The 25,392-nt window shown below is 68.0% G+C and carries 25 protein-coding genes; 14 read left to right on the top strand and 11 right to left on the bottom strand.

What is annotated here, in order from left to right; genetic code table 11:
* The first annotated feature begins 81 nt into the window (after positions 1 to 81).
* The 8 genes from JK358_RS23000 to JK358_RS22965 all read left to right on the top strand — a co-directional run bounded on the left by JK358_RS23000 (position 82) and on the right by JK358_RS22965 (position 7,810).
* A complete protein-coding gene (locus JK358_RS23000; protein ID WP_201950104.1) occupies positions 82 to 1,470 on the top strand; it encodes a cytochrome P450 in 1,389 nt (462 codons plus the stop codon).
* Positions 1,467 to 2,366 (top strand): alpha/beta fold hydrolase, encoded by a 900-nt coding sequence (locus JK358_RS22995; protein ID WP_201950102.1) that lies wholly within the window; start codon positions 1,467 to 1,469, stop codon positions 2,364 to 2,366. The genes JK358_RS23000 and JK358_RS22995 overlap by 4 nt, the downstream gene beginning before the upstream one ends.
* A complete protein-coding gene (locus JK358_RS22990; RefSeq protein WP_201950095.1) occupies positions 2,356 to 3,213 on the top strand; it encodes an SDR family NAD(P)-dependent oxidoreductase in 858 nt (285 codons plus the stop codon). Before JK358_RS22995 ends, JK358_RS22990 begins: the two co-directional genes overlap by 11 nt.
* Positions 3,210 to 4,679, top strand: coding sequence for a flavin-containing monooxygenase (locus JK358_RS22985; protein ID WP_201950088.1), 1,470 nt, complete (start codon positions 3,210 to 3,212; stop codon positions 4,677 to 4,679). The genes JK358_RS22990 and JK358_RS22985 overlap by 4 nt, the downstream gene beginning before the upstream one ends.
* Positions 4,680 to 4,683: 4 nt before the next feature.
* Positions 4,684 to 5,325, top strand: coding sequence for a TetR/AcrR family transcriptional regulator (locus tag JK358_RS22980; protein ID WP_307817683.1), 642 nt, complete (start codon positions 4,684 to 4,686; stop codon positions 5,323 to 5,325).
* Positions 5,326 to 5,409: 84 nt separating this feature from the next.
* On the top strand, positions 5,410 to 6,414 hold the full coding sequence (locus JK358_RS22975; RefSeq protein WP_201950087.1) for an LLM class flavin-dependent oxidoreductase: 1,005 nt from the start codon (positions 5,410 to 5,412) through the stop codon (positions 6,412 to 6,414).
* A 33-nt stretch (positions 6,415 to 6,447) separates the two neighbouring features.
* Positions 6,448 to 6,951, top strand: a complete 504-nt coding sequence (locus JK358_RS22970; RefSeq protein ID WP_201950086.1) for a VOC family protein — start codon at positions 6,448 to 6,450, stop codon at positions 6,949 to 6,951.
* 49 nt (positions 6,952 to 7,000) lie between these two features.
* A complete protein-coding gene (locus JK358_RS22965) occupies positions 7,001 to 7,810 on the top strand; it encodes a MerR family transcriptional regulator (protein WP_201950085.1) in 810 nt (269 codons plus the stop codon).
* 2 nt (positions 7,811 to 7,812) lie between these two features.
* Here the strand turns inward: JK358_RS22965 and JK358_RS22960 are convergent, their stop codons facing one another.
* Together JK358_RS22960 and JK358_RS22955 are read right to left on the bottom strand one after the other, a co-directional pair.
* Positions 7,813 to 8,622, bottom strand: coding sequence for an RNA polymerase sigma factor SigF (locus JK358_RS22960; protein ID WP_201950084.1), 810 nt, complete (start codon positions 8,620 to 8,622; stop codon positions 7,813 to 7,815).
* 100 nt (positions 8,623 to 8,722) lie between these two features.
* Positions 8,723 to 10,075 (bottom strand): MFS transporter, encoded by a 1,353-nt coding sequence (locus JK358_RS22955; RefSeq protein WP_232851689.1) that lies wholly within the window; start codon positions 10,073 to 10,075, stop codon positions 8,723 to 8,725.
* Between the two features lie 273 nt (positions 10,076 to 10,348).
* Between JK358_RS22955 and JK358_RS22950 the strand changes: the two genes are divergently transcribed.
* From JK358_RS22950 to JK358_RS39410, 5 genes are all read left to right on the top strand, one after another.
* Positions 10,349 to 10,987, top strand: a complete 639-nt coding sequence (locus tag JK358_RS22950; RefSeq protein ID WP_201950083.1) for a hypothetical protein — start codon at positions 10,349 to 10,351, stop codon at positions 10,985 to 10,987.
* A gap of 122 nt (positions 10,988 to 11,109) precedes the next feature.
* On the top strand, positions 11,110 to 11,514 hold the full coding sequence (locus tag JK358_RS22945) for a hypothetical protein (RefSeq protein ID WP_201950081.1): 405 nt from the start codon (positions 11,110 to 11,112) through the stop codon (positions 11,512 to 11,514).
* A gap of 42 nt (positions 11,515 to 11,556) precedes the next feature.
* Complete coding sequence (locus JK358_RS22940; protein ID WP_307817682.1) at positions 11,557 to 12,300, top strand: ABC transporter permease; 744 nt, start codon at positions 11,557 to 11,559, stop codon at positions 12,298 to 12,300.
* Between the two features lie 220 nt (positions 12,301 to 12,520).
* On the top strand, positions 12,521 to 14,152 hold the full coding sequence (locus JK358_RS22935) for an ABC-F family ATP-binding cassette domain-containing protein (protein WP_201950297.1): 1,632 nt from the start codon (positions 12,521 to 12,523) through the stop codon (positions 14,150 to 14,152).
* Between the two features lie 82 nt (positions 14,153 to 14,234).
* Positions 14,235 to 14,483 (top strand): helix-turn-helix domain-containing protein, encoded by a 249-nt coding sequence (locus JK358_RS39410; protein WP_232851687.1) that lies wholly within the window; start codon positions 14,235 to 14,237, stop codon positions 14,481 to 14,483.
* Positions 14,484 to 14,658: 175 nt separating this feature from the next.
* Here JK358_RS39410 and JK358_RS22930 read toward each other — a convergent pair whose 3' ends face one another.
* From JK358_RS22930 to JK358_RS22910, 5 genes are all read right to left on the bottom strand, one after another.
* Complete coding sequence (locus JK358_RS22930; RefSeq protein ID WP_201950078.1) at positions 14,659 to 15,621, bottom strand: MvdC/MvdD family ATP grasp protein; 963 nt, start codon at positions 15,619 to 15,621, stop codon at positions 14,659 to 14,661.
* 12 nt (positions 15,622 to 15,633) lie between these two features.
* Positions 15,634 to 16,095 carry a hypothetical protein gene (locus tag JK358_RS22925; protein WP_201950076.1) on the bottom strand — a complete coding sequence of 154 codons (462 nt, stop codon included), beginning with the start codon at positions 16,093 to 16,095 and terminating at the stop codon, positions 15,634 to 15,636.
* A gap of 171 nt (positions 16,096 to 16,266) precedes the next feature.
* Entirely contained in the window at positions 16,267 to 16,683 is a 417-nt protein-coding gene (locus JK358_RS22920) for an acyl-CoA thioesterase (protein ID WP_201950075.1), read from the bottom strand.
* Between the two features lie 141 nt (positions 16,684 to 16,824).
* Positions 16,825 to 17,835, bottom strand: a complete 1,011-nt coding sequence (locus tag JK358_RS22915; protein WP_201950074.1) for an alpha/beta hydrolase — start codon at positions 17,833 to 17,835, stop codon at positions 16,825 to 16,827.
* A gap of 90 nt (positions 17,836 to 17,925) precedes the next feature.
* The gene (locus tag JK358_RS22910) at positions 17,926 to 18,423 is read right to left on the bottom strand and encodes a cupin domain-containing protein (RefSeq protein ID WP_201950068.1); all 498 of its coding nucleotides are present in this window, start codon (positions 18,421 to 18,423) and stop codon (positions 17,926 to 17,928) included.
* Between the two features lie 71 nt (positions 18,424 to 18,494).
* Here JK358_RS22910 and JK358_RS22905 point away from each other — a divergent pair, with 71 nt between their 5' ends.
* Positions 18,495 to 19,010, top strand: coding sequence for a MarR family winged helix-turn-helix transcriptional regulator (locus JK358_RS22905; protein WP_201950062.1), 516 nt, complete (start codon positions 18,495 to 18,497; stop codon positions 19,008 to 19,010).
* Positions 19,011 to 19,018: 8 nt separating this feature from the next.
* Here the strand turns inward: JK358_RS22905 and JK358_RS22900 are convergent, their stop codons facing one another.
* The 4 genes from JK358_RS22900 to acnA all read right to left on the bottom strand — a co-directional run bounded on the left by JK358_RS22900 (position 19,019) and on the right by acnA (position 25,258).
* A complete protein-coding gene (locus tag JK358_RS22900; protein WP_201950059.1) occupies positions 19,019 to 20,635 on the bottom strand; it encodes an alkaline phosphatase D family protein in 1,617 nt (538 codons plus the stop codon).
* A 60-nt stretch (positions 20,636 to 20,695) separates the two neighbouring features.
* Positions 20,696 to 21,523 (bottom strand): NADPH-dependent oxidoreductase, encoded by an 828-nt coding sequence (locus JK358_RS22895; RefSeq protein WP_201950057.1) that lies wholly within the window; start codon positions 21,521 to 21,523, stop codon positions 20,696 to 20,698.
* Positions 21,524 to 21,713: 190 nt separating this feature from the next.
* Positions 21,714 to 22,280, bottom strand: coding sequence for a TetR/AcrR family transcriptional regulator (locus tag JK358_RS22890; RefSeq protein WP_201950055.1), 567 nt, complete (start codon positions 22,278 to 22,280; stop codon positions 21,714 to 21,716).
* A gap of 185 nt (positions 22,281 to 22,465) precedes the next feature.
* Positions 22,466 to 25,258 carry an aconitate hydratase AcnA gene (acnA, locus tag JK358_RS22885; RefSeq protein WP_307817681.1) on the bottom strand — a complete coding sequence of 931 codons (2,793 nt, stop codon included), beginning with the start codon at positions 25,256 to 25,258 and terminating at the stop codon, positions 22,466 to 22,468.
* Positions 25,259 to 25,392: the final 134 nt, after the last annotated feature.

Genomic DNA, 25,392 nt, shown 5'->3' with positions numbered 1-25,392 from the left:
GCGAAAGTGACCCTTGCCACACCGTGGTACGTGCGCGTACCGTTCTGCTGGTACACAGGAGTACCACGGTGAGGGGTGGCTATGACCACTGCGAAACTTCCCGACGGTCCGAGGACGCCCGGCTTCGTCCAAGGACTGCAGATCATGGTGGCGCGCACGCGCACCTGGCGAGGCTGGCACGAAAAGTACGGATCCGCGTTCGTGGTCTCGGTGCCGCGATTCGGATCGGCCGTCGTCCTGTCCGATCCCGCCGAAGTGAAGGCGCTGTTCACCGCGCCGACCGATCAGGTGGACACCATCGAGGTGAACCTCGGCGAATTCCTCGGACCCGGGTCGCTGTTCTCCCTGAAGGGCGATCAGCATCGCAAGCAGCGCAAGCTGCTGACCCCGCCCTTCCACGGCCGCCGCCTCGCGGTCTACGAACAGCTCATCGAGGAAGAAGCGATCCGCGAGATGGCGACCTGGCCGCACGGCCGGGAATTCCCCACCATGGACTCGATGTCGCGGATCACGCTGAATGTGATCCTGCGCGCGGTCTTCGGCGCGGAGGGCGCGGAATTCGACCAATTGCGCACGCTGCTACCGAAACTGGTATTGATCGGCTCGGCGCTGGCGGCGCTGCCGGTGCCGCGCGGCTTCCTCGGCAGCTACGGTCCGTGGGCCCGATTCGCCCGCTACCGCCGCGAATACGACGAGATCGTGGCCCGCCTGATCGAGCGCACCGCCGCCGACCCCGGCCTCGCCGACCGCAACGACGTCCTCGCCATGATGATCCAGTCCCGCTACGAGGACGGCTCACCCATGACCCGCGGCCATATCTCCGACGAACTGCTCACCCTGCTCACCGCCGGGCACGAGACCACCGCCACCACCCTGGCGTGGACCGTCGAACGCTTGCGCCGGCATCCGGAACTGTTGCGCCGCTTGGTCGCCGAGGTCGACGCGGGCGGATCGGAACTGCGCGAGGCCACCCTGGTGGAGGTGCAGCGGGTGCGGCCGGTCATCGATTTCACCGCGCGCAAGATCTGCGCCGAATCCTTCGAACTGGGCCGCTGGACGCTGCCGCGCGGGCAGACGGTCTTCGTCAGCATTCGCGGGATGCACGACAGCGCGGAACTGTTCCCGAACCCGCGTGCCTTCGACCCGGACCGGTTCCTCGGCGTACGGCCCAACACCTGGACCTGGATCCCGTTCGGCGGCGGCGCGCGGCGCTGCATCGGCGCGTCCTTCGCCACCATGGAACTGAATGTCGTATTGCGCACGCTGCTGCGGGATTTCACCCTCGAAACCACCGACGCGCCCGAGGAACGCACCCACTTCCGCGGCGTCGCGCTGGTGCCCGCCAAGAAGGGCCGCGCGATCGTGCGCCGCCGCACGGCCCGGCCGGACGTGGGCGCGGACGGGGAAGCCGCCACCGGATCCGCGCGGCGGGGCGGTGCTGCGGCGCGGTCGGCCGAGGTGACCGCATGAGCGAGCAACTCGCCGAGGTCGGCCGGGGAATCACGCTGTCCTATGAGCGATCCGGCGACGAGAACGGGGTGCCGCTGCTGTTCATCGCCGGACTCGGCCAGCAGTACCACGAGTGGCCGGATGGCCTGTGCCGCTTGCTGATCGACCGCGGCTACCAGGTGATCCGTTTCGACAACCGGGATGTCGGCCGCTCGACGCATGCGCGATTCCGGCCGCCCGGACCGGTCGACCTGCTGCGGCGGCACTGGGCGCCCGAACAGTACGACATCGGTGACATGGCAAGGGACACAGTCGGATTGCTGGATGTGCTGGGTGTGGAGTCCACGCATATCGTCGGCATGTCCATGGGCGGCATGATCGGGCAGACCATCGCCGCCCGCGATCCCGGCCGCGTCCGGTCGCTGACCTCGGTCATGTCCACCACGGGCGCACTGCGACTCGGCCGCCCCGCGCTGTCCACCTGGCGGCTCATGTTCGCGCCGCCCGCCCGCACCCGCGACGAGCACATCGACTCCGCGGTGCGCATCTACCGGCACATCTCGGCCGCCGGGTACCCGTTCGACGAGCACGTGGTGCGCGCCGCCGCCGCGCTCACCTGGGACCGCGACGAACGCCCCGCCGCCGGGGTCGGCCGCCAGCTCGGCGCGATCTTCAAGTCCGGCAACAGGACTCGGGAGATGCGGAGCATCACCACGCCGACGCTGGTCGTCCACGGCGACCGCGACCTGATGGTGAGCCCGAGCGGGGGAGCGGCCACCGCCCGCGCCATCCCCGGCGCGCGGCTGCGCACCGTGCCGGGCATGGGCCACGATCTGCCCGCCGGGCTCTGGCCGATTCTGACCGACCTCATCGACGACCACATTCGCACCGCGGCGAGGAGCAGCGATGTCCGCTAATGCCAGGCCACTGTCCGGCCGACCCGTGATGATCACCGGCGCGGCCTCCGGAATCGGCCGCAGTCTCGCCCAATTCCTCTCCCGCACAGGGTCTCCGGTGGCCATCGCCGATATCGACGAGGCCGGGCTGAAGCAGACGGCGGACTCGCTCGACGGCCCGGTGCTCACCCGGGTGCTCGACGTCCGCGACGCCGCCGATCAGCACGCCTTCGCCGGTGAGGTGCGCGACTGGATCGACGCGCCCCTGGCGGCGGTGTTCAACAATGCCGGTGTGGCCCTGGCCTCCTCGGTGCTCGACGCCGTGCCCGAGGACGACGAATGGCTGCGGCAGATCAACTTCGAGGGCGTCGTCAACGGGACGCGGGCCTTCCTGCCGCTGCTGGTCGAACAGGACCAGGGCGTCGTCGTGAACACCTCCAGCGTGTACGGGCTCATCGGCGTGCCCTACGAAAGTGCCTACTGTGCGGCGAAATTCGCGGTGCGCGGCTTCACCGAGGCACTGCGGCAGGAGCTGAAGGGCACCGGTGTCTCCGCGGTGACCGTGCATCCGGGCGGCATCAAGACGAATATCGCGCGTAACGCCCGGGTGCGGAAAGATCCGGAGGGCAAGGGCCGCACCCATGAACAAATGGCCGCCGAATTCGACGCGGTCACCCTCACCACGCCCGACAAGGCGGCCGAGGTGATCTGCCGGGGCGTGGAACGCGGGAAGGCCCGCATTCTGGTCGGCCCGGACGCCTATCTCATCGACGCGCTGGCGCGGATCACCCCCACCCACTACCTCAGCGTGATCGGGCTGGTCGAACGCGCGATCCGGGCACGCGGCAGCAAGGGAGCCAAGCCTTGAGCGAACATTTCGACGTCCTCATCGTCGGCGCGGGCCTGTCCGGCATCGGCGCGGCCCGCCACCTGCAGGAGGCGTTCCCGCAGCGCGGCTACGCGATCCTGGAGGCGCGCGACGCGATCGGCGGCACCTGGGATCTGTTCCGGTATCCGGGCGTGCGCTCGGACTCCGATATGCACACCCTCGGCTACCGATTCCGGCCGTGGACCGACACCAAGGCCATCGCCGACGGGCCGTCCATCCTGCGCTACGTGCGCGACACGGCCGCCGAAGCGGGCATCGACCGGCGAATCCGCTACGGGCACAAGGTGATCGGCGCGGAATGGTCCAGCGACGAGGCGCGCTGGACGGTCCGCGTAGACCACGACGGGGAGAGCGAAACCCTCACCTGCGCATTCTTGCACGTGTGCAGCGGCTACTACCGCTACGAGCAGGGATACACCCCGGACTTCGCGGGCCTCGGCGAATTCCGCGGACAGGTGGTGCATCCGCAGCACTGGCCGCTGGACCTGGACTACGCGGGCAAGCGCGTGGTGGTGATCGGCAGCGGGGCCACCGCCGTGACTCTCGTTCCCGCCCTGGCGGATTCGGCCGCGCACGTCACCATGCTGCAGCGCTCGCCCACCTACATCATGACCGCGCCCACCGAGGACCCCATCGCCAACCGGTTGCGGGAGCTGCTCGGTCCGCGCCGCGCCTACACCCTCACCCGGTGGAAGAACGTCGCCATCAGCACGCTGATCTACCAGCTGAGCAAACGGCGACCGCGGATGATGCGCGAGTTCTTCCGCAAAGAGACCATCAAACAGCTGCCCGCCGGATACGACGTGGACGTCCACTTCAAACCCAGCTATGGGCCGTGGGATCAGCGGCTGTGCCTGGTGCCCGACGCCGACCTGTTCCGATCCATCGGCTCGGGCGCGGCCTCGGTGGTGACCGATCGCATCGAGCGTTTCACCGCGCACGGCATCCGCCTGGCATCCGGTCGCGAACTCGAGGCCGACATCGTGGTCACCGCCACCGGCCTGCAACTGCTGGCGCTCGGCGGCATCGAGTTCACGGTCGACGGCAAGCCGGTCGATCTCCCCTCGACCATGGCCTACAAGGGCATGATGCTGGGCGGGCTGCCCAACTTCGCCTTCACCATCGGCTACACCAACGCCTCCTGGACACTGAAGGCCGACCTGGTCAGCGAATTCGTGTGCCGGCTGCTGCGGCATATGGACGCCAACGGGTACACCCACGCCACGCCGTGGCCCGATCCGGGCATCACCGAGCAACCGCTGCTCGACTTCCAGGCCGGATACGTACTGCGCAGTATGGCCGAGTTCCCCAAGGCCGGATCCCGCTCACCGTGGCGGCTCGGCATGAACTACGCCCAGGACGTGGTGACCCTGCGGCACGGGCGCATCGAGGACGGCACCATGCGGTTCGCGAGATCGGCCGTCCGCAGCAGGCAACTACGCTGACGTCGTGACCCGTGCCGAACCCGCGCCACCGAGTATCGCCGACACGTCGCCGGAATCCGCGTTCCGGCGACGCCTCCTCGACGGCATGGTCGAGGCCCTGCGCGAACGCGGCTACCGGGACACTACCGTCGCCGACGTGGTGCGCCACGCGCGCACCTCGCGGCGCACCTTCTACGAACACTTCAGCAGCAAGCAGGACTGCTTCATCGCGGTGCTGTCGGAGTGGAACCGGCGCACCGTCGAACGCATCTACGCCGCCGTCGACGCGGACGCGGCCTGGCAGGTGCAGATCCGGCAGGCCGTGGCCGCCTGGATCGCCTCCTCGGAGGAGGATCTGACCATCAGCCTGGCCTGGATCCGGGAATCGCCCGCCATGGGCGACAGCGCGCGCCGGCAGCATCACGAGGAGGCCGAGGCATTCATCGGGCTCATCGAAAACCTCACCGCCTCACCGAAATTCCAATCCGCCGAACTGCATCCGCCGACCCGGCAGATGGCCACCATCCTCTACGGCGGATTCCGCGAACTCATCGCCTCCACCATCGAGGCCGGGCAGCCCGTCACCAGCATCACCGAGGTGGCGGTGGAGACCGCGCTCGCGCTCATCGGACCGCGCGTGGCGGCCCGCACCGACGCCCGCGGCTGACCGTTCGCACGGCGAAGAACTGAAATCGGGGGTTCGTGCGTTGCCATCGGTGAAGTCCGTGCACCGATCTCGAAAGGCGACCGTATGACCACCGCGCTCTCCCTCCTCGACCTGGCGACTGTCAACCGCGGTCAGACCGCGCGCGAGAGTTTCGACAACAGCGTCAGGCTGGCGCAGACCGCGGAACGCAGCGGATATCGCCGGGTCTGGTACGCCGAGCACCACAATATGAAGTCCATCGCATCCAGTGCGACCAGTGTGCTCATCGCGCACGTCGCCAATCACACCGAGAGCATCCGGCTGGGCGCGGGCGGCATCATGCTGCCCAACCATTCGCCGCTGGTGATCGCCGAACAGTTCGGGACCCTGGAAACGCTGCATCCGGGCCGCATCGACCTCGGGCTCGGGCGTGCGCCGGGCAGCGATCAGACCACGCTGCGCGCGCTGCGGCGGACCAACGAGACCGCGGACGCCTTCCCCAATGATGTGCTCGAGCTCCAGGGATATCTGAGCGGCAAGTCGCGGGTACCCGGGGTGCAGGCCGTACCGCGCGCGGAAGGCATTGTGCCGCTGTACATTCTGGGCTCGTCGTTGTTCGGGGCGCAGCTCGCCGGATACCTCGGCCTGCCCTACGCCTTCGCCTCGCACTTCGCACCCGACGCCCTGCACGAGGCCGTCGACGTCTACCGCGACACCTTCAAACCCTCGGAGCAGCAGGCCGAGCCGTACGTGATGGCGGCCCTGAACGTCTTCGCCGCCGAAACCTTCGAGGCGGCCGCCGAACAGAAGAAGATCGCCTACCGGGCGCGGGCGCGCGCCTTCATCAAGCGCGGCGCGGCCGGCGTCGACTTCTCCGACGACGAGATCGACGCGCTGCTCGTCTCCCCGCAGGGCGCGCAGCTCAACGCCATGACCAAGTACACGGCCGTCGGCACCCGCGACGATGTACACGCCTACCTGGCCGAATTCGCTGCCTCCATCGGCGCCGACGAACTCGTCCTCGCCCACCCGGCCACCGAGATCGCCGACCGGCTGCGCTCGGTCGAACTCACCGGCGGTGCGGTGCCCGCCACAGCGGCCGCCATTTGACCCTGACGTTGCGTGAGGCTCCACGATGGCCTCATGACAGACACCTACCCCGCCTTCGACATCAGCCCGGTACCGACGCCCGCGCTCGACGCGCAAGCCCCGGAACAGTTCCGGGGCCTCTACGGCATGCCCATGTTCGTCACCGCGCCGACCACCGATCTCGAAGCGTCCGTGGACTTCTGGGTGCACGGCCTCGGCTTCTTCGATCTGTTCACCGTGCCGGGACAGCTGACTCACCTGCGGCGCTGGGCATTTCAGGACGTGCTGCTCGTGCCCGGCGATCCGAGGGCCGGAACGCCGGACCTGACGGTGAGCTTCTCCTGCGTACTGAACCAGCTCGAGGAGATCGCGGCCGCCTGCGAGCGGCTGCGGCCCGGATCCACCACCGGCCCGCGCCGGATGCCCTGGAACTCCGTGGAATTGGAGGTCCGCACACCGGAGCACACGCGGGTGATCATGACAGCCGCGCGACCATGGGATCCGGACAGCCCGGAGGCCGCCTATCTGCGGTCCGTCGGCATCACGGCACCGGAATAGGGCAGTGGCCCCGCGGTCCGCGTCCGGTACGGCTGCCAGACTGGACGGCATGACCGACCCAGCGTTCGACGGCACCGACGGGCTCACCGTCGGTGCCGTCGCGGCACTCGTCGGCGTCACGATTCGCGCGCTGCATCACTGGGATTCGATCGGCCTGGTCAGCCCGTCCGAGCGCACGGGTTCCGGCTACCGCCTGTACACGGCCGCCGATCTCGCCCGCACGCATCGCGTACTGATCTATCGGGAACTGGGCGTTGCGCTCAACGACATCGCGGCGCTACTCGACGCACCGTCCTCCACCGCGCTGGACTCGCTGATCCAGCAGCGGGACCAGGTGCGCGAACGCGTCACCGAACTCCAGCGGATGAGCGAAGCGCTGGATCGCATGATCGAGGCACGGCAGTCGGGCCTTCTGCTGTCCGCCGACGAACAGATCCGGATATTCGGAAAGGACTGGCAGCCGGCCCGGGTCGACGAGGCACGCCGGCGCTGGGGCGACACTCCCGAGTGGACGCAGTACGCCGAGCGCGCCGCGTCTCGATCCGCCGCCGAGTGGCAGGAGGTCGCCGACGACGTGCGCGACCTCGAGGCCGCCCTGGCCGAGGCCTGCCGCGCCGGCGTCGTGCCCGGCAGCGAATACGCCGACCTGCTGGCCGAACAGCACCGGGCCTCGATCGGCAGATACTTCGACTGCAGCCACGCGATGCATGTCTGCATAGGCCGCAGATATGTCACCGAGCCCGGCTACGCCGACTACTACGATGGCAGGCAACCCGGCCTCACGGCCTGGCTGCGCGACATCATCGACGCCAATGCCCGCGCGCACGGCGTCGACCCGGAGACCGCGACCTGGCAGTGAGCTCAGGCCGCGCGCGCCTCGCCGAGAGCCTGCTTGCGCAGTTTCGCCAGGGTCGCGGCCAGAATGCGGGAGACCTGCATCTGGGAGACGCCGAGGCGGTCGGCGATCTGGTTCTGGGTCATGTGCTGGTAGAAGCGCATGATCAGGACCTTGCGTTCGCGCGCGGGCAGGGCGGCGATGAGGGGACGCACCACCATGGCGTCCTCGAGCAGCCGGTAGCACGGTTCCTCGGCGCCGAGGGAGGCCATCACCGCGGACGAGGCGTATTCGCCGTCGCCGCGGGTGGCGGAATCGAGGGAGTCGGCCTTGTAGGCGTTGCCCGCGATCAGGGCTCGTGTCACCTCCAGCAGGTCCACGTCGAGTTCGTCGGCGATCTCGCGGGCGGTGGGCATGCGCTGCAGCTGCTGGGTGAGTTTCTCGACCGCGGGGCCGATGGTGAGTTGAATCTCCTTGGTGCGCCGGGGAACCCGCACCGCCCAGGTGTGATCGCGGAAATGGCGGCGCACCTCGCCCATCACGGTCGGGACGGCGAAGGACACGAAGGTGGAACCGCGCGTGACATCGAAGCGGTCCACCGCGAGCACCAGGCCCACGGTGGCGATCTGCTGGAGATCGGCCAGATCCTCGCCGCGCCCGGCGAAGCGTCGGGCGATGTGCTCGGCCAGCGGGAGACAGGTACCGATGATCTCCTCGCGCAGCTGGGCCCGATGCGGGTCATCGGGCGCCAGGGCGGCCAGCTTCTCGAACCACGGTTCGATGTCGTCGTAGGCATCACGGCGGTGGTCTGATCGGTTCGTTTCAGCGCTGCGCATCTCAGCTCCTCGCTCGCTTGTCGAACATCCGACTTCAGTGGCGTACCCGTTCTCGCGTTATCGAAACGAGACGCCGGTCGCGCGCGTGTTCCGCGACGGATCACACCGCCGACCGCGGCACCTGACCGGGCAGCGGCGAGGCGAGCACCGGCTCCAATTCCGCATCCGCCTCCGGAATCTCGGTGCCGCGCAACGAGGTACCCGCGGTCTCGCGCAGGAACGCGACCGCGACCAGGCCGATGAGCGACGCACCCACCATGTAGACGGCCGGGAACAGGCTCCAGCCGGTGTTCTCGATCACCGCCTCGTTGATCAGCGGCGCGGTGCCGCCGAACGCCGCCGTGGAGATGTTGTAGCCGAACGCGAATCCGGCGTAGCGCACATGCGTGGGGAAGATGGCCGGGAACGTGGAACTGATGGTGGACAGCTGCGGCACGTAGAACAGGCCCAGCACCACGAATCCGATGATGGCCCAGGCGGTTCCCTGGCCCATGAGCTGATACATCGGCACCGCCAGCACGGTCAGGCCGATGAGCGAGACCAGCCACAGCAGCCTGCGGCCCACCCGGTCGGACAGGCGGCCGAAGAACGGCAGCGACACCATCATCACCAGCTGGCCGATGAGCATCATGGCGGTGGTGGCGGATTCGCCCATGCCGATGGTCTTCTGCAGGTAGGTCGGCTGATAGGTGAGCAGCGTGTAGTTCACCACGTTGAGGGCGATGACCAGGCCCGCGAGCGTCAGCACCTCACGGCGGTAGGTTGTCAGCACCACGCGCAGACCGGCCGGGGGAGTGTCCTGGTCGGCGATCTCGGTGAACACCGGCGATTCGTCGAGCCGATTGCGCAGGTACCAGCCGATCACGCCCAGCGGCAGGGCGAGCAGGAACGGGATGCGCCAGCCCCAGGCGTACATGGCTTCCGAGCCCAGGGCGAGCTGGCAGGCCAGCACCACCGCGGAACCACCGACAAAGCCCGCGAGCGTACCGAATTCGAGGAAGCTGCCCAGGAAACCGCGCTTGCGGTCATTGGCGCACTCGGCGAGATAGGTTGCCGCGCCGCCGTATTCACCGCCGGTGGAGAAACCCTGCACGACGCGCAGCCCGATGAGCAGCACGGGAGCCAGCCAGCCCGCCGCGGCGTGGGTCGGCAGCACGCCGATCGCGCCGGTGGCCACCGCCATCAGCAGAATCGTGGTGGCCAGCACGGCTTTACGGCCGATCCGGTCGCCCAGCGGACCCCAGACCATGCCGCCCAGCGGCCGCAGCACGAACGACACGGCGAAGCCCAGCATGGTGCCCAGCGTTCCCAGCTCCCCGGGGAAGAACGCCGCCGTCAAATATGTCGCGGTCGCCGCGTACACGCCGTAGTCGAACCATTCGGTCGCGTTCCCCATTGCCGAGGCGGCGACCGATCTTCGCAGCGGAAACTCCGCCGTATTCGGTTTCGTCATCGTGCCTGCCTTCCCAGCCCGCAGGACGGACCCTCATCAGTTCCGCCTCGGTGCCGAAGCGCCGAGGCCTTCGCACGAAAGAAACCGTTACCCAGGCTCAAGGATCCTCAAACAAGATCGAGCGTTCGCCGGCGCGGGCACGCCCGCCCCGACCGGGGGCAACCCCGCGAATTGTGAGACCGGTCACAGTGAACGAATATCGAACAAATCTTCGACGCTGCCTAGGATCTCCGACGGGCGCATGCGGCGCTCTCCCGAGACAAGGAGTCGGTTGTGTCCGACAGCTTCCTGCTGGCCACTCGAATTCCCATGACCCGCGCCGATTTCGAACGCTGGCTCGACACCCCGGCCCCCGAGCCCGGTGAAATCGCCAATCCCGGCGCGGTATTCGACGGCTGGTACTGGAACGGCAAGGCTCCGGCGTGGCAGCACGCCGAAACCGGCATCACCCCACGCGAATACCTCGCCGACTGCATCGACGACGGCGGCTACGGGCTGACCTACATCGTCGGCCACCGCGACGGCGCGCTCGAGGCGTACCTCATGCACTTCGGCTTCTGCGAATCCAATATCTACACCCTGCTGCCCATGTTCGCGGCGGCCGGGAAACTCAGTTCCGACACCGAACCGAGCACGGTGCTGTTCTGGGCCGAGACCAGCGGGAGCCTGCGGGAGGCGGACTGGCAGGGCTGGCTGTCGACCCTGTCGGTCGGTCCGGCCGGTGCGAGATTCACCCCCGAGGTCGACCTGGCCGCTGCGATCGCGGGCCTCCGACCGGCCGAGCAGCGCTTCTACGACCTGGTACGGGAACTCGCGCGAGTGGAGGAATCACCCGAGGGCGCAGACGAATCGGCGCACCTCGACCGCGACCCGCGCTACGCCGACCCGGCACTCTTCGCCGACCGCGAGTAGACCTCGGCAGCAATCTGCCCGGGCGTAGCCGGGGGTGATGCCGGTGGGATCGGGGTCCTCGGGGCATCGAGAAGGCTGTGGCAGTCTGAGGTATGGGAGGAAAACGATTCACACGGTGGGGTATGCCGGTGGTGCTCGTCGCCCTGGCCGGTTGCGGGCCGATCGATCAGCCCCCGAAGTCGGTGAACGTCGAATTGGGCAGTGTGTTCACGCTCGCCGTGGGCAGTACCGCGCACCTCGACGACGGCCGGATCTCGGTGCTGCTCCGCGAAGTGAGCAAGGACAGCCGCTGTCCCGCCGACGTCGACTGCGCCTGGGCGGGCGACGCCATCGTCTCACTCACGATGACCGTCGATCCTGTTGTGGCGGAACGCGACCTGCATATCACCCTCGATCCCCAGGAAGCCGACCTCGAGGGCTACCGCGTCCAGCTCATCGACCTCGAACCCGGCCCAAGGGAGTGGGAGGATGACATCGCGCAGTCCGACTACCGTGCCTCCCTTCGAGTTTCGAGGATCAACGGGTAGGCCGCCGCCACCGCGGCGCGACTCGCGAGTGACGGGTGAGCCGTGAACGCGACGGCGATCCCGAGCCTCCAGCTGGCCGCACTGTGCGCGGTCCTGGTGGGTGGTGCGGCGGTCGTCTACCGGATGGCGCACCTCGGACCGGTCACCATCGCGCCGCGGGCCGCACTACGCGCCGTACTGCAGTTGGGTGCCGTCGCCCTCATCCTCGCCGCGGCACTGGCGCACCTGTGGTCGTCGGCGCTGGTGCTGACGGTGATGTTCGGGGCCGCGGTCCTCACCGCGGCCCGCCGCGCCCGCGCCGGCCGATCGGCCCTCTGGCTGATCGTCAGCCACGGCGCGGGCCTGTCCGCAACCCTGCCCGCAATCCTGATCAGCGGCGTCGTCCCACTGACCGGCGTGACGGTGGTACCGATCGGCGGAATCATCCTGGGCGGCACCATGACCGCGACCTCCCTGGCCGCCAGGCGCGCCCTGGACACCCTCGGCGACCGCCACGGCGAAGTCGAGGCGGCCGCGAGCCTCGGATTCACCGACCGCGAAGCCCGACTCGAAGTGATCCGCCCGACCGCCGCCGACGCCCTGCTCCCCGGCGTCGATCAAACGCGAACGGTCGGATTGGTCACCCTGCCAGGCGCATTCGTCGGCGTCCTGGTCGCCAGCGGATCGGCGGTACAAGCCGCCGCCGTCCAGCTCCTGGTGCTGTTCGGCCTGCTCCTGGCCCAATCATGCGCTGTCGCAGTCACCATCGAACTCGTCGCCCGGGGCCGCGTACACCGCGCCGCCTGATCCAAGCCTGGGGCTGGTGGTCGGCGGTATTGACGGGGGTGTTCGCTCGACGCGGCCGTGGCTCGGGCCGATCTGACCGGGATGAGGGGTTTCGGGGGATGACCGGGAGCCCAGGGCTCGGGGTTTCCGACGTCACAGGTAAAATCGGTGGTTCTGTGTGTCGATCGGGCGCACAATCGACCGGTTGACCATCGGTACCCACTGCTGCGAGGAGACGCTTGTGATCACCGCGACCGACCTGGAGGTCCGGGCCGGAGTCCGCACCCTGCTGACGGCGCCGGGGTCGGCGCTGCGGGTGCAGGCCGGTGATCGGATCGGGCTGGTGGGGCGCAACGGTGCGGGCAAGACCACTACGCTGCGGATTCTGGCCGGTGAGGGTGAACCTTACGCGGGCAAGGTGATCCGGTCCGGAGATTTGGGGTATTTGCCGCAGGATCCGCGCGAGGGCAACCTCGATGTGCTCGGGCGGGATCGGGTGCTGTCGGCGCGCGGGCTGGACAAACTGCTGCGCGATATGGAGAAGCAGCAGGCCATCATGGCCGAGGTCGCCGACGACGCCGAACGCGAGAAGGCCGTGCGCGCCTACGGGCGGCTCGAGGACCGGTTCTCGGCGCTCGGCGGGTACGTGGCCGAGAGCGAAGCGGCGCGGATCTGCAACAGCCTGGGCCTGCCCGATCGGGTGCTGGGGCAGCAGCTGCGGACGCTGTCCGGTGGTCAGCGCCGGCGAATCGAGTTGGCGCGCATCCTGTTCGCGGCCTCCGACGGCAGCGGCGGCAAGTCGGATACGACCCTGCTGCTCGACGAGCCGACCAACCACCTCGACGCCGACTCCATCACCTGGCTGCGCGGATTCCTGCAGAACCACGACGGCGGGCTCATCGTCATCTCCCACGATGTGGAACTGCTCGGTGACGTGGTGAACAAGGTGTGGTTCCTCGACGCCGTGCGCGGTGAGGCCGACATCTACAACATGGGCTGGAAGAAGTACCTCGACGCCCGCGCCACCGACGAACAGCGCCGCCGGCGCGAGCGCGCCAATGCCGAGAAGAAGGCGTCCGCGCTCAAACAGCAGGCCGCCAAGCTCGGCGCGAAGGCCACCAAAGCCGTTGCGGCGCAGAACATGATGAAGCGCGCCGAGCGAATGCTGGCCGAGGCGGACGAGATCCGCGTGGCCGACAAGGTGGCGCGCATCAAGTTCCCCGAGCCCGCCGCCTGCGGCAGGACGCCGCTCATGGCCAAGAACCTCACCAAGATGTACGGCTCGCTGGAGATCTTCGCGGGTGTGGACCTGGCCATCGACCGCGGCAGTCGCGTCGTGGTGCTCGGCCTCAACGGTGCCGGTAAGACCACGCTGCTGCGCCTGCTCGCCGGTGTCGAACAGCTGTCCGCGGGCGAGATCGAACCCGGACATGGTTTGAAGGTGGGCTATTTCGCGCAGGAGCACGACACGCTCGACGATCAGGCCACGGTGTGGGAGAACATCCGGCACGCGGCTCCCGATGCGGGAGAACAGGATCTGCGCGGACTGCTCGGTGCGTTCATGTTCTCCGGCCCACAGCTGGAACAGCCCGCGGGCACGCTCTCCGGTGGTGAGAAGACCCGTCTGGCGCTGGCGGGCCTGGTGTCCTCGGCCGCGAATGTCCTTCTGCTGGACGAACCTACGAACAACCTCGACCCCATCTCGCGTGAGCAGGTGCTCGACGCGCTGCGCAGTTACGCCGGCGCGGTGGTGCTGGTGACCCACGACCCGGGTGCGGCCGAGGCCCTCAACCCCGAGCGCGTCATCATGCTCCCGGACGGCACCGAGGACCACTGGTCGCAGGACTACCTCGAGTTGATCCAACTCGCGTGATGCTAATCACAATGATTCATTGATCACATGCCTCCGAGTGTTTAGCCTGGAATGAGGCGCCCACGGCGACTCGGAGGAAGTCATGAGTGACAGGCCCACACAGGGTAAAGCCGTATTGGGGAAGGGCACGCGCGTCACCGGAAAGTCGCGAGACCGCCTGCAATCCCAGCTCAAGAAGCAGTACGAGGCCGGAGCGAGCATCCGGTCGCTAGCCCGGGAAACCGGGAGATCGTACGGTTTCATCCACAACGTCCTCGTGGAGTCGCATGTGCAACTCCGCAGTCGTGGTGGGGCGAACCGGCGGAAGTCGGCGAAAGCCAGTAGCAAGTAAGGGTTTTCCACTCGCGGAACTCCCAGGAGCCCCGCCCCCGAACCCCCAGGGACTGCTCGGGTTACGGGTCCAAGGCTCCTGGGAGGTTCCGTGTTCAGCTGTTCTGGAAGACATTACGGGTTGCGGGTAGTGAGAACTGCTCGACGGCTGAGGGTTTCGCGCGGGGTTTCGCGGCTCAGCGGGTGGTGACGGTTCCGTCGCCGAGCACCAGCAGGTTGGCGAGGCTCTCGAAAATCGGCAGGCCGGTTTTGATTTCGAGGTAGGCGAACTGCCCCTGCGGGTTCACCTCCAGGAACCAGAACTCGCCGTCGAGGCCGACCCGCAGATCGATGACGCCGAAAGCCAGCCCGAGCGCGCCCATCAGCGTGGTCAAGGACTTGCTGACCGAGGCGGGCAGCCGGTCCGCAGTGAACGGGACCGAGGTGTCCAGGCGCGAATCCACCCGTCCCACACCGGCTTGCGAGTCGATGCGCACCACCCACTCGATCCCGTCCACCCACACCACCCGTAGATCGCATTCGGCGTGGATGTAGTCCTGAAACGTGGTGGGGGAGTTGCGGATCGTGGGCAGCCGGTCGAGATCGGACGCGGTGACCACCCGCGTCTCGGTGAACGTGCCGCGGCCGGTGCCCGTGCGCTTGTAGACGACCGGACCATGTCGGGCGTCGAGGAAGGCGTGCGCCTCCTCCACATCATTGGTGATGAGCGTTTCCGGCACGGCGAATCCGGCCCGGTAGGCCGTCTCCAGCTGCACGATCTTTCGGTTGGCGGTGCGGTCGGCGCCGGGGTCGTTCACCCACAGTGCGGGCATGGACCACAGCAAACCCTGGAGGAAGCCATCGCATTCCGCGCGGCGGTAGGCGTCGTCCTCGGCGTGCAGACTGCCCGGTACATCGCAGGGCTGCGGCCTGCGCCACCACACGGCGGTGACGTCGTCGAGGCCGAGCACATGGGAGAGGCTGCGGCTGGTGCCCTCCCGCCCCAGACGGAAAGTGCCGTTCTCGCGCGGAAAGTCGCGCATGTCGAGTCGAATCGCGCTGAGCGCGTGGTGCTTCCGCAGCGTGACGGCGAGTGCGTCGCCGTGGAGATCGTCGGCCTCGGTGACGATGAGCACCGAACCCGTTGTCCGGGCGGCCATCCGTGAAACCCGTCAGTCCAGGCTGTCGCAGGCGGCGCCGTCGTCGCTACCGTTGTGCGAGCGGGTCTGGCAGCAGGTCATGGTGGAGCCGCCGACGCCGGGGCGGGTGGTGATCTCCAGCGTGCGCGCCCAGGATTCGGTGAGCCGCTGCAGTTCTTCGTCACCGCGGGCGGGCGTGTGGTCCTGCGGGAGGGTTAAGGGCCGTTCGGTGAGTTCCACCCGGCGGCGCTGGGTGAAATCGGCGACGGTGCCGGTGCGCACCCGCACCAGAACGGGTCTTTCCTCGCAGATTCCTTGTGCTGCCGCAGATTCCCAATCGGTGAGGGAGAGGACATCGGTGCGCCGGAAGGTCCAGGTGCCGTCGGAAACGCGCACGCTGATATCCCGGTCGGTGGATGCCACAAGATAGCCGGATAGCGGTGGCGCGGTGGAACCTACGGTGGCGGATGTGGGTGGGCGGAGGGCGCCGGTCATGCTGAACTCCGATCTGCTCGGGATTTGCTGCGGGGCCGAGCGTGATCTGAATCATATCCCGCGACACAGCATGTCCGGCTCGCAACGAAAGATTTCAGCCGCCCCGGCAAACCTTGCCGGGGCGGCGTAATACGCTACGGCCGAAAGTTTTTCGCTCCGTTACCGGAACGGTTACAGACCGAACACCTCGGGCGACTCGGCGAGCGCCAGGAACGCCTCGCGCGGATCGGCGACGAGCTTGCGGGCCTGCAGGTCCATCACCCCCGCGATGACTGTCACCTGCGCGGATACGGTCCCGTCCAGTTTGGTGATCTCCTGGCGCATGGTGAACGCCTTACCGCCCGACCACTCGAATTCGCAGCTCACCGTGACTTCGTCACCGAGATGCAACTCGCGGAAATACTTGATGTTGTTCTCCAGCACCACCGGGCCGACGCCCGAGGCGATCATCTTCTCACCCGGCACGCCGGCCGCACGCATCATCTCCCAGCGGGCATGTTCGGCGTACTGCAGGTAGACGGCCTGGTTCAGGTGGCCGTTGATGTCGAGCTCATAGCCGCGGACGGTGACGGGGACGGAGAATGCCATGCCTCCGCCAACGATCCCCTACCGGCCGGTATTCCGATATTCCCCGTGGTCTCCGGCACAATCGGCGATTGCTTGGCTATTGCCACCGCAGTTGTCCGTGCACATTTTGCGCAAGGTTGGCGCGGCGTCGGCCGCACCTCCTCACGGCCGGGCGGCCGACTCCAGGACCGAGCGGTTGAACGCGCCCATGTCGTGGATCGCCACCCGTGCGTCGGGTAGCAGATCCGACCCCGCCTGGAAGACGTGCAGCGCCCGATCCCACAACTGCAAGCGGCACGGTATGCCCGCGTCCGCGCAGCGCTGGGCGAGCTCCTCGGAATCCGGGCGCAGGCTCTCGGTCGAGCCCACCTGGATCAGGACCGGCGGCAGGCCGGCGAAATCGTGATTCACCGCCGACCACGCGGGATCGACCATGCCGTCCACCGCGATACCCCACTCGACGAAGGCCCGCCACAGGTGTCCGGGCAGCGCTTGATCGAGGGCGGCGTTGGGATGCTTCTCCTTGGCCGTATTGTCCATATTCGACCAGGGCGCGATCACCGATATCCCGCCCGGCACGGGCAGGCCGAGGTCGCGCACGCGCAGCGCCAACAGGAACGACAGCCCACCGCCGGCCGAGTCGCCGGAGACGATGATGCGATCGGCCGGGATGCCGCTGTCAAGTAGATGCCGATAGGCGGTGAGCGCGTCCTCGATGGTGTCGGTGAGCGGGGCGGGCATCATCCGATAGTGCACGTTGAACACCGGAATGCCGCTGGCCCGAGCGATTTTCGCGACCAGGCGGCGATGTGAGTTGAGTCCGCCGGCGGCGTAGACCCCGCCGTGGAAGTAGATGATCGCGGCATCCGGCCGGTCGAGCGGACTCGGGACGGTCCGGGGCCACACCCACTCGGCACGGAAGTCCTTGAATTTCACGAGTTTTCGCCGGGTGCCGCGCGGTGGCAGCAGGATTGCGGCCGGGGCGTCGGTGAAACTGCTGACCGCGAACACATTTCGCGAGCGATACGGCAGCCGTAGCGCGGCCGTCGCGAGCGCGCCGATGACCGGTGCGACCGTGGGCCGCAGTACGGCGTAGAGAATTCTGGTCAGCGCACTGGATCCGCCCAATTCGATGGTCAGGGTGGAATTGCCGCTGGTGGGTGGATTGCTCATGAGGTCCTCGTTCGCCGCGTCGCAAACTGTCCCAGACAATATATGCGGTGCGGGGCGGGGTCGGCCAGGTCGCGAAGGCGGCCGCGCGGTTCAGCGCCGGTTCGCGGTCCGCTCGCGCCACCACTCGGGCGCGTCCACGAAGTGGTTGTCGAACTCCTCCTGCGCCGCGGCGAGATCGGCGAGCGTGGCCTCGCCCCGGCCGATTCGGTCCAGGATGCGGAAGTACTCGAACCGCTCGACGCCGGGCATGAGCGCGATCATGATGCGCGCGCCGCTGTCCGGCGTAGCGCCGAAGGCGTGCGGCATGAATTTCGGCACGATGATCGACCCGCCCGCACTCACGGTGACGATGCGATCCCCGGCCAGCACCTGCAATTCGCCCTCGGCCACATAGAACAGCTCGTCGGAGCGGGTGTGGTAGTGCGGGGCGGCGCCGTCCGCGCCCTGCCGCATGGTGACCTCGAGCGTGCTGGCCGCACCGCCCGCCTCCTGGGAGTCGATGAGCAGGCGGACGGTCACCGCGTCATTGCCGAGGGTCTCGGCCTCGTGCGGCTGGCGGATGACGGCCGGGCGGGAAGCGGTGTTCATATCGGACTCCGAACTGTTCGATGCTTGATAATTCGCTACCGAACTATATGCCATCGAATAAGATGCTGTCCATGGGTGAGACGAACTCGGACGCGGTGGACACCATCGCCGCGCAGTGGCGGCGCGAGCGGCCGGACCTCGACCTCGAGGCCATGGCCATCATCGGCCGCCTGGGCAGGCTCTCGATCGTGGCGGGCAAGCGCATCGAGGAGGTGTTCGCGGCACACGGCCTACAGCGTGGTGAGTTCGATGTGCTTGCGGCACTGCGACGTTCGGGTGAGCCGTACGAGCTCAACCCCTCGGTGCTCGCCGATACGCTCATGCTCTCGCGGGCGGGTATGACCGGCCGGCTGGACCGGCTGGAGTCGGCGGGTCTGGTGCGCCGGCTCGCGGATGCGGGGGATCGGCGCGCGATCAAGGTGGGGTTGACCGATCGCGGCCTGGAGGTGATCGATGTCGTGGTGACCGATCATGTCGAGAACGAAACCCGGCTGCTGGCGGTGCTGTCGCCGCAGGACCGACGTGACCTCGACCGTCTGGTCCGGGCGCTGCTCGCCGATCTGGAGTCCGCCGAGAATTCTCGGTAGCTGGCGAGCTAGACCCGCGCGACGCCCTGCGGGTCGGTCAGCTCGATCTCGGTGATGTGGATCAGGCCCGCATCCGGAAGCGCTGTCTCCAGTGAGAACCGGCAGGAGCGACCCGCGATGTCGAGGGTCGCGATGGAATTGCCGAAGTGCGGGCCGCTGACCCGATGCCATCGCACCGGGTCGGGCGGGATGCCGCGCCGGGTCGCCAGCCGTCGCAGCGCGGCGGCCAGCGGCGTGGACCACGACAGCTTGAACAGCAGGCGGAACGCCTTCGGCGGATCGTTGTGCACGGGCGAGCAGACGAGCTGCAGCACAGCGGATTTCGTCTCCGTGTCGTAGACCGCCCTGGCCGCGTAGCTGTGGTGCACGTCGCCCGAGAGGACACAGACGGTGGCGGGCGCACCGGGTGTGCGGGCCACCCGGGCGATGAGCGCCGCCAGCCGGTGGAAGGAGGCGCGGAAGGCCGGCCAGTGCTCCAGATCGGCGGCCTGCCTGAGCTTTTCGCCGAGCCGCCCCCGCCATCCGGGCAGGCTCGCCGCGCGTTCGTTCAGCGATTGCAGATGGCTCACGGCGATCGGCATGAGCCAGGGGAGAGACGAGCCGATCAGCAGATGGTCGTAGTCGCCCTGCGCGTTGTCCTCGATCCAGTCGAATTCCGCCGCGCCGACCATGAGCCGCTGACCGTCGAGTATCCGGCCATTGCGAGTGTCGATGACCAGCAGGCGGATTCGGCCGAAGTCGCGGCGGTAGCTCCAGCGGAACGGTTTGCGCCCGTCGGCCTCCCGGTCCGCCGCGGCGGCGAACTCCTCGAGCAGGTCCCCGACCTCTCGATCCGCCTTCAGCACCTGCTGGTAGAGCGAATCGTCCTGCAGTTGCTGCGGATCCAGGTTTCCGAGATGCTGATACACCCAGTAGGAGGCCAGCCCCGCGCGAATCCGCCGGTGCCACCACGGTTTCCGCTCCATCTGCTGCCGCCAGGCGCGTGAGGTGTTCCAGTCGTCGCGCACATCGTGGTCGTCGAAGATCATGGAGGTCGGCACCGTCGACATCAGCCAGCGGATCTCCGGATCCGACCAGGACTCGTGGTACAGCTCGGCGTATTCGCGGAACGACACCACCTCGTCCTCGGGATCGTCGCCGGAACGCCGCTGCGCCAGCCACTCTCGCAACTGCGGGGTGGGCTGGTCGGCGTACACCTGATCGCCGAGCAGCAGCAGGGCGTCCGGCCACCGGGGTTCGGGTAGTTCGGCCATGCGCACGGCGTAGGCGTCCAGTGCGTCCGGTCCGACCTTGTCGGCCTCGAGTACGCCGGGCGTGGCTTTGGCGGCCCGGCAGGATCCGAAGATGATGCGCCGCACCTGCCCCGTGCGGATCCGGCAGGGCGGGAACGCCGAATCGGGTTCGGGCCAGACGGTTACGCCGTCGAGCCGCACCTGATACGGGACCGACGAGTCCGGTTCCAGGCCGGTGACGCACACGAGTGCGAAATGCAGGTCACCGACCTGGAAGGTGCGCGCCCGGGAGTCCAGCACCTCCACTTCGCACGCGCTGTCGGTTTCCACCCAGACGGTTGCCGATGTCGCGTCCACATGCCGCAGCACCGGTCCGAGCACGAGTCCGGCCATACATCCGACGGTACGTCGTTGTGCGACAACATGGTTGAGAACCGGACGCCCGGTCGAATCTCAGTGCAGCGGAAACCCCTGTGCGGGAAGCTGATCACGCAACCGATCCCGGCCATGGAGCGCCGCGGCCGATCCGAGCCGCGTGAGCACCCGCTCCGACCACGAATGCGCGAGATCCTGCTCGGCGTAGAACGCCGCGATCCGGGATTCGTACTCCGCGATATGCGCGTGCCGCGCATCGGCCCGGTAGACCTCCTCGTGCAGCACGGCGGCCTGCGGCAGACGCGGTTTCACGCGGGCGCCCTCACCGGGATCCGGCGTGCCCACCACCAGCCCGACCACCGCGAAAACCCCCGGCGGCAGCGCCAATTCAGCGGCCACCTGCTCGGGGTTGTTGCGGATCGCGCCGATGTACACGGTGCCCAGCCCCAGCGATTCGGCGGCTACGAGCGCGTTCTGCGCGGCCAGCGCGGCATCCAGGAACGCCACATAGCTCGATTCCAGATAGTCCGCGCCGTCGAGCGGAACCCCGCGGTCGGCGGCCAGGCCGCGCAGCCGGGCCAGATCGGCGGTCCACACCAGCAGCACCGGGGCCTGCCGGATGTGCTCCTGATCGCCGGCCAGGGTGGCCAGCCGCGCCTTGCGCTCGGGATCACGCACCGCGATCACACTCCACACCTGCAGATTCGACGAGGTCGGCGCGGATTGAGCGGCCGAGATCAGCAGGCGCAGTACCTCATCCGATATCGGATCGGGCAGGTAGCGGCGCACCGACCGATGATCGTGCAGGACGTGCAGCACCGGATTCCACTCCGCGGGCGCGGTCGGTTCCGGGTCGCGGTAGCGCAGGGCCACCACCTGATCGGGGGAGAGGGCGATCTGAGTCATGGCCGCAATCGTTCCGGCTTCGCTGACCCGAGTCAGGGGTTGCCCGCAGCTCGAGCCAAATGCCTCGGCGGGAGCGGGAAGGTCCGTGGGTCCACGCTGGCTCGCTACCGGGCGGAACGCGCCGCGACCGGACGGAAAACGCTGCGGCGCAGGGGATTCTGCGCGCCGGATTCGACACCGGCGAGACCCGTCAATTCTTGCGCCGCACAGAGGCTTCCACCAGATCGAGCACGGCCTCGAGGTTGTCGTTGGCGTGGCCGGAGGCGATGCGGGCGATGAGGCCGTCCAGGATGAGGTCCAGGTAGCCGAGGATGACCTCGGTGGGGACGTCGTCGCGCAGCGCGCCCGCGGCCTTGCGGCGTTCCAGGCGGGCCACGGTGGCGGCGGTGAGTTCGGTGGAGCGCTCTTCCCAGTTGGCGCGGAATTCGGGATCGTTGCGCAGGCGGCGGGCGATCTCGAGGCGGGTGCCGAGCCAGTCGAATTCCTCGGGGTGGGCGAGCATATCGCGCATCACCTGGATCAGGCCCTGGGTGGCCGCGACCTCGGCCATCCGGCCGGCGTCCTCCTGGGCGAGGGCAAGGAACAGCGCGTCCTTGTCGCGGAAGTGATGGAAGATCGCGCCGCGGGACAGGCCGGTCGCCTCCTCGAGACGACGCACTGTCGCACCTTCGTAGCCGAATTCGGCGAAGCAGCGCCGGGCGCCGTCGAGAATCTGGCCGCGCCGGGCGGCGAGGTGGTCGTCACTGACCTTGGGCACTGGACTCCTCCGAAACGTGTTGTGCGGGATCTCCTTACCGATCTTGCGACCAGTATGGAGATCCCGCACGAGCGACGAGCGAAGCGATCCGAGCGGACCGCGTGGCAGGCAGTGGCGAAAACCATTGCCTGCCACCACTACTCGGCGGTGAAACAGCCCTTCACAACCGAGCGGTGCAGCAGTTCCTAGCCGCGGATCATATTGCGCAGCACGAACTGCAGGATGCCACCGTTGCGGTAGTAGTCGGCCTCACCGGGCGTATCGATGCGGACGACCGCGTCGAATTCGACCTTCTCGCCGTTCTCCTTGGTGGCGGTCACCTTCAGAGTCTTCGGAGTCACACCCTCGTTCAGCTTGGTGATGCCCTCGATGTCGAAGACCTCGGTGCCGTCCAGGCCCAGCGACTTGGCGGACTCGCCGGCCGGGAACTGCAGCGGGACGACGCCCATGCCGATGAGGTTGGAGCGGTGGATGCGCTCGAACGACTCGACGATGACGGCCTTCACGCCCAGCAGGCTGGTGCCCTTGGCGGCCCAGTCACGCGAGGAACCCGAACCGTACTCCTTGCCGCCCAGCACGACCAGCGGGATGCCCGCGGCCTGGTAGTTCTGCGAGGCGTCGTAGATGAACGCCTGCGGGCCGCCGTCCTGGGTGAAGTCGCGGGTGTAACCGCCCGAGACGTCGTCCAGCAGCTGGTTGCGCAGCCGGATGTTGGCGAAGGTGCCGCGGATCATGACCTCGTGGTTACCGCGACGCGAGCCCAGGGAGTTGTAGTCCTTGCGCTCGACGCCGTGCGAGTCGAGGTACTGCGCGGCCGGGGTGCCCGGCTTGATCGGACCGGCCGGGGAGATGTGGTCGGTGGTGACCGAGTCGCCCAGCAGCGCCAGGACGCGCGCGCCCTTGATGTCGGTGACCGGGCTCGGCTCCATCTGCATACCGTCGAAGTACGGCGCCTTGCGGACGTAGGTCGAGTTCTCGTCCCACGCGAAGGTGTCGCCCTCGGGGGTGTTCAGACCCTGCCAACGCTGGTCGCCGTCGAAGACGGTGGCGTAGGACTTGGTGAACATGTCCCGCGAGATGGCCGACTTGATGGTGTCGTCGATCTCCTGCGCGGACGGCCAGATGTCCTTCAGGAAGACGTCGTTGCCGTCCTTGTCCTGACCCAGGGCGTCGGTCTCGAAGTCGAAGTCCATGGTGCCCGCGAGCGCGTACGCGATGACCAGCGGCGGGGAGGCCAGGTAGTTCATCTTCACGTCGGGGGAGATGCGACCCTCGAAGTTGCGGTTACCGGACAGCACGGCGGTGACCGAGAGGTCGTTGTCGTTGATCGCCTTGGAGATCTCCTCCGGCAGCGGACCGGTGTTGCCGATGCAGGTGGTGCAGCCGAAGCCGCCCACGTAGAAGCCGAGCTTCTCGAGGTACGGCCACAGGCCGGCCTTCTCGTAGTAGTCGGCGACGACCTGCGAGCCCGGGGCCATGTTGGTCTTCACCCACGGCTTGGAGGACAGGCCCTTTTCGACCGCGTTGCGCGCCAGCAGGGCCGCGCCCAGCATGACCGACGGGTTCGAGGTGTTGGTGCAGGAGGTGATGCCCGCGACCACGACGGCACCGTGGTCGAGCACGAAGTCACCGCGCTCGGGATCGGAGACCTTCACCGGCTTGGACGGACGGCCGTTGCTGCCGTTGGCGGCGGTCGGGATGGCCGCGGAGTCGTCGGCGAAGTCCAGCTCGGCCGGATCGCTGGCCGGGAAGGACTCGGCGATGGCCTCGTCCAGCTGGGTGTGCGGGGCCGGGTCGCTGGTGTAGCTGGTGATGTCCTTGCGGAACGCGCTCTTGCTCTCCGACAGCAGGATTCGGTCCTGCGGGCGCTTCGGGCCGGCGATGGACGGCACCACGGTGCCCAGGTCCAGCTCCAGGTACTCCGAGTACTGCGGCTCGTTGTCGGCGTTGTGCCACAGGCCCTGCTCCTTGGCGTACGCCTCGACGAGTGCGAGCTGCTCGTCGCTGCGGCCGGTGAGGCGCAGGTAGTTGATGGTCTCCTCGTCGATCGGGAAGATCGCGGCGGTGGAACCGAACTCGGGGCTCATGTTGCCCAGGGTGGCGCGGTTGGCCAGCGGAACCTCGGCCACGCCCTTGCCGTAGAACTCGACGAACTTGCCGACCACACCGTGCTTGCGCAGCATGTCGGTGACGGTGAGCACGACGTCGGTGGCGGTCACGCCGGGCTGGATCTCACCGGTCAGCTTGAAGCCGACGACGCGCGGGATCAGCATGGAGACCGGCTGGCCCAGCATGGCGGCCTCGGCCTCGATGCCGCCGACGCCCCAGCCCAGCACGCCCAGGCCGTTGACCATGGTGGTGTGCGAGTCGGTGCCGACGCAGGTGTCGGGGTAGGCCTGGCCGTTGCGGACCATGATGGTGGGGGCCAGGTATTCGATGTTCACCTGGTGGACGATGCCGACGCCCGGCGGGACGACCTTGAAGTCGTCGAAGGCGCCCTGGCCCCAGCGCAGGAACTGGTAGCGCTCGCCGTTGCGCTCGTACTCGAGGTCGACGTTGCGCTCGAGGGCGTCGGCGCGGCCGAAGACGTCGAGGATGACCGAGTGGTCGATGACCATGTCGGCGGGGGAGAGCGGGTTGACCTTGTTCGGGTCGCCGCCGAGGGTGGTGACGGCCTCACGCATGGTGGCGAGGTCGACGATGCAGGGCACGCCGGTGAAGTCCTGCATGATCACGCGGGCGGGCGTGAACTGGATTTCGGTGTCCGGCTGGGCGTTCGGGTCCCAGTTGGCCAGGGCGCGGATCTGGTCGGCGGTGATGTTCGCGCCGTCCTCGGTGCGAAGCAGGTTCTCCGCCAGCACCTTCAGGGCGTAGGGCAGCTTCTCGGTGCCGGGCACGGCCGCGAGGCGGAAGATCTCGTAAGAGTTGCTTCCGACCTCGAGGGTGCCTTTGGCGCCGAAGGTATCGATACTTGTCACGTTCAGCTCCACTCGTCTGTGAATGGGATGGCCACCGGCGGGGCTGTGCCGATGACTCGTCGAAGCGCGGGGCCTCGTCCGTTTTCCAACCCTAACAGTACGCTTGTCCTGTGAGCGCATCGGGAGGGTGGTTT

This window comes from Nocardia acididurans (genome assembly GCF_016741815.1).
Taxonomy (GTDB): domain Bacteria; phylum Actinomycetota; class Actinomycetes; order Mycobacteriales; family Mycobacteriaceae; genus Nocardia; species Nocardia acididurans.
This window is presented reverse-complemented; position numbering and strand designations above follow the sequence as displayed.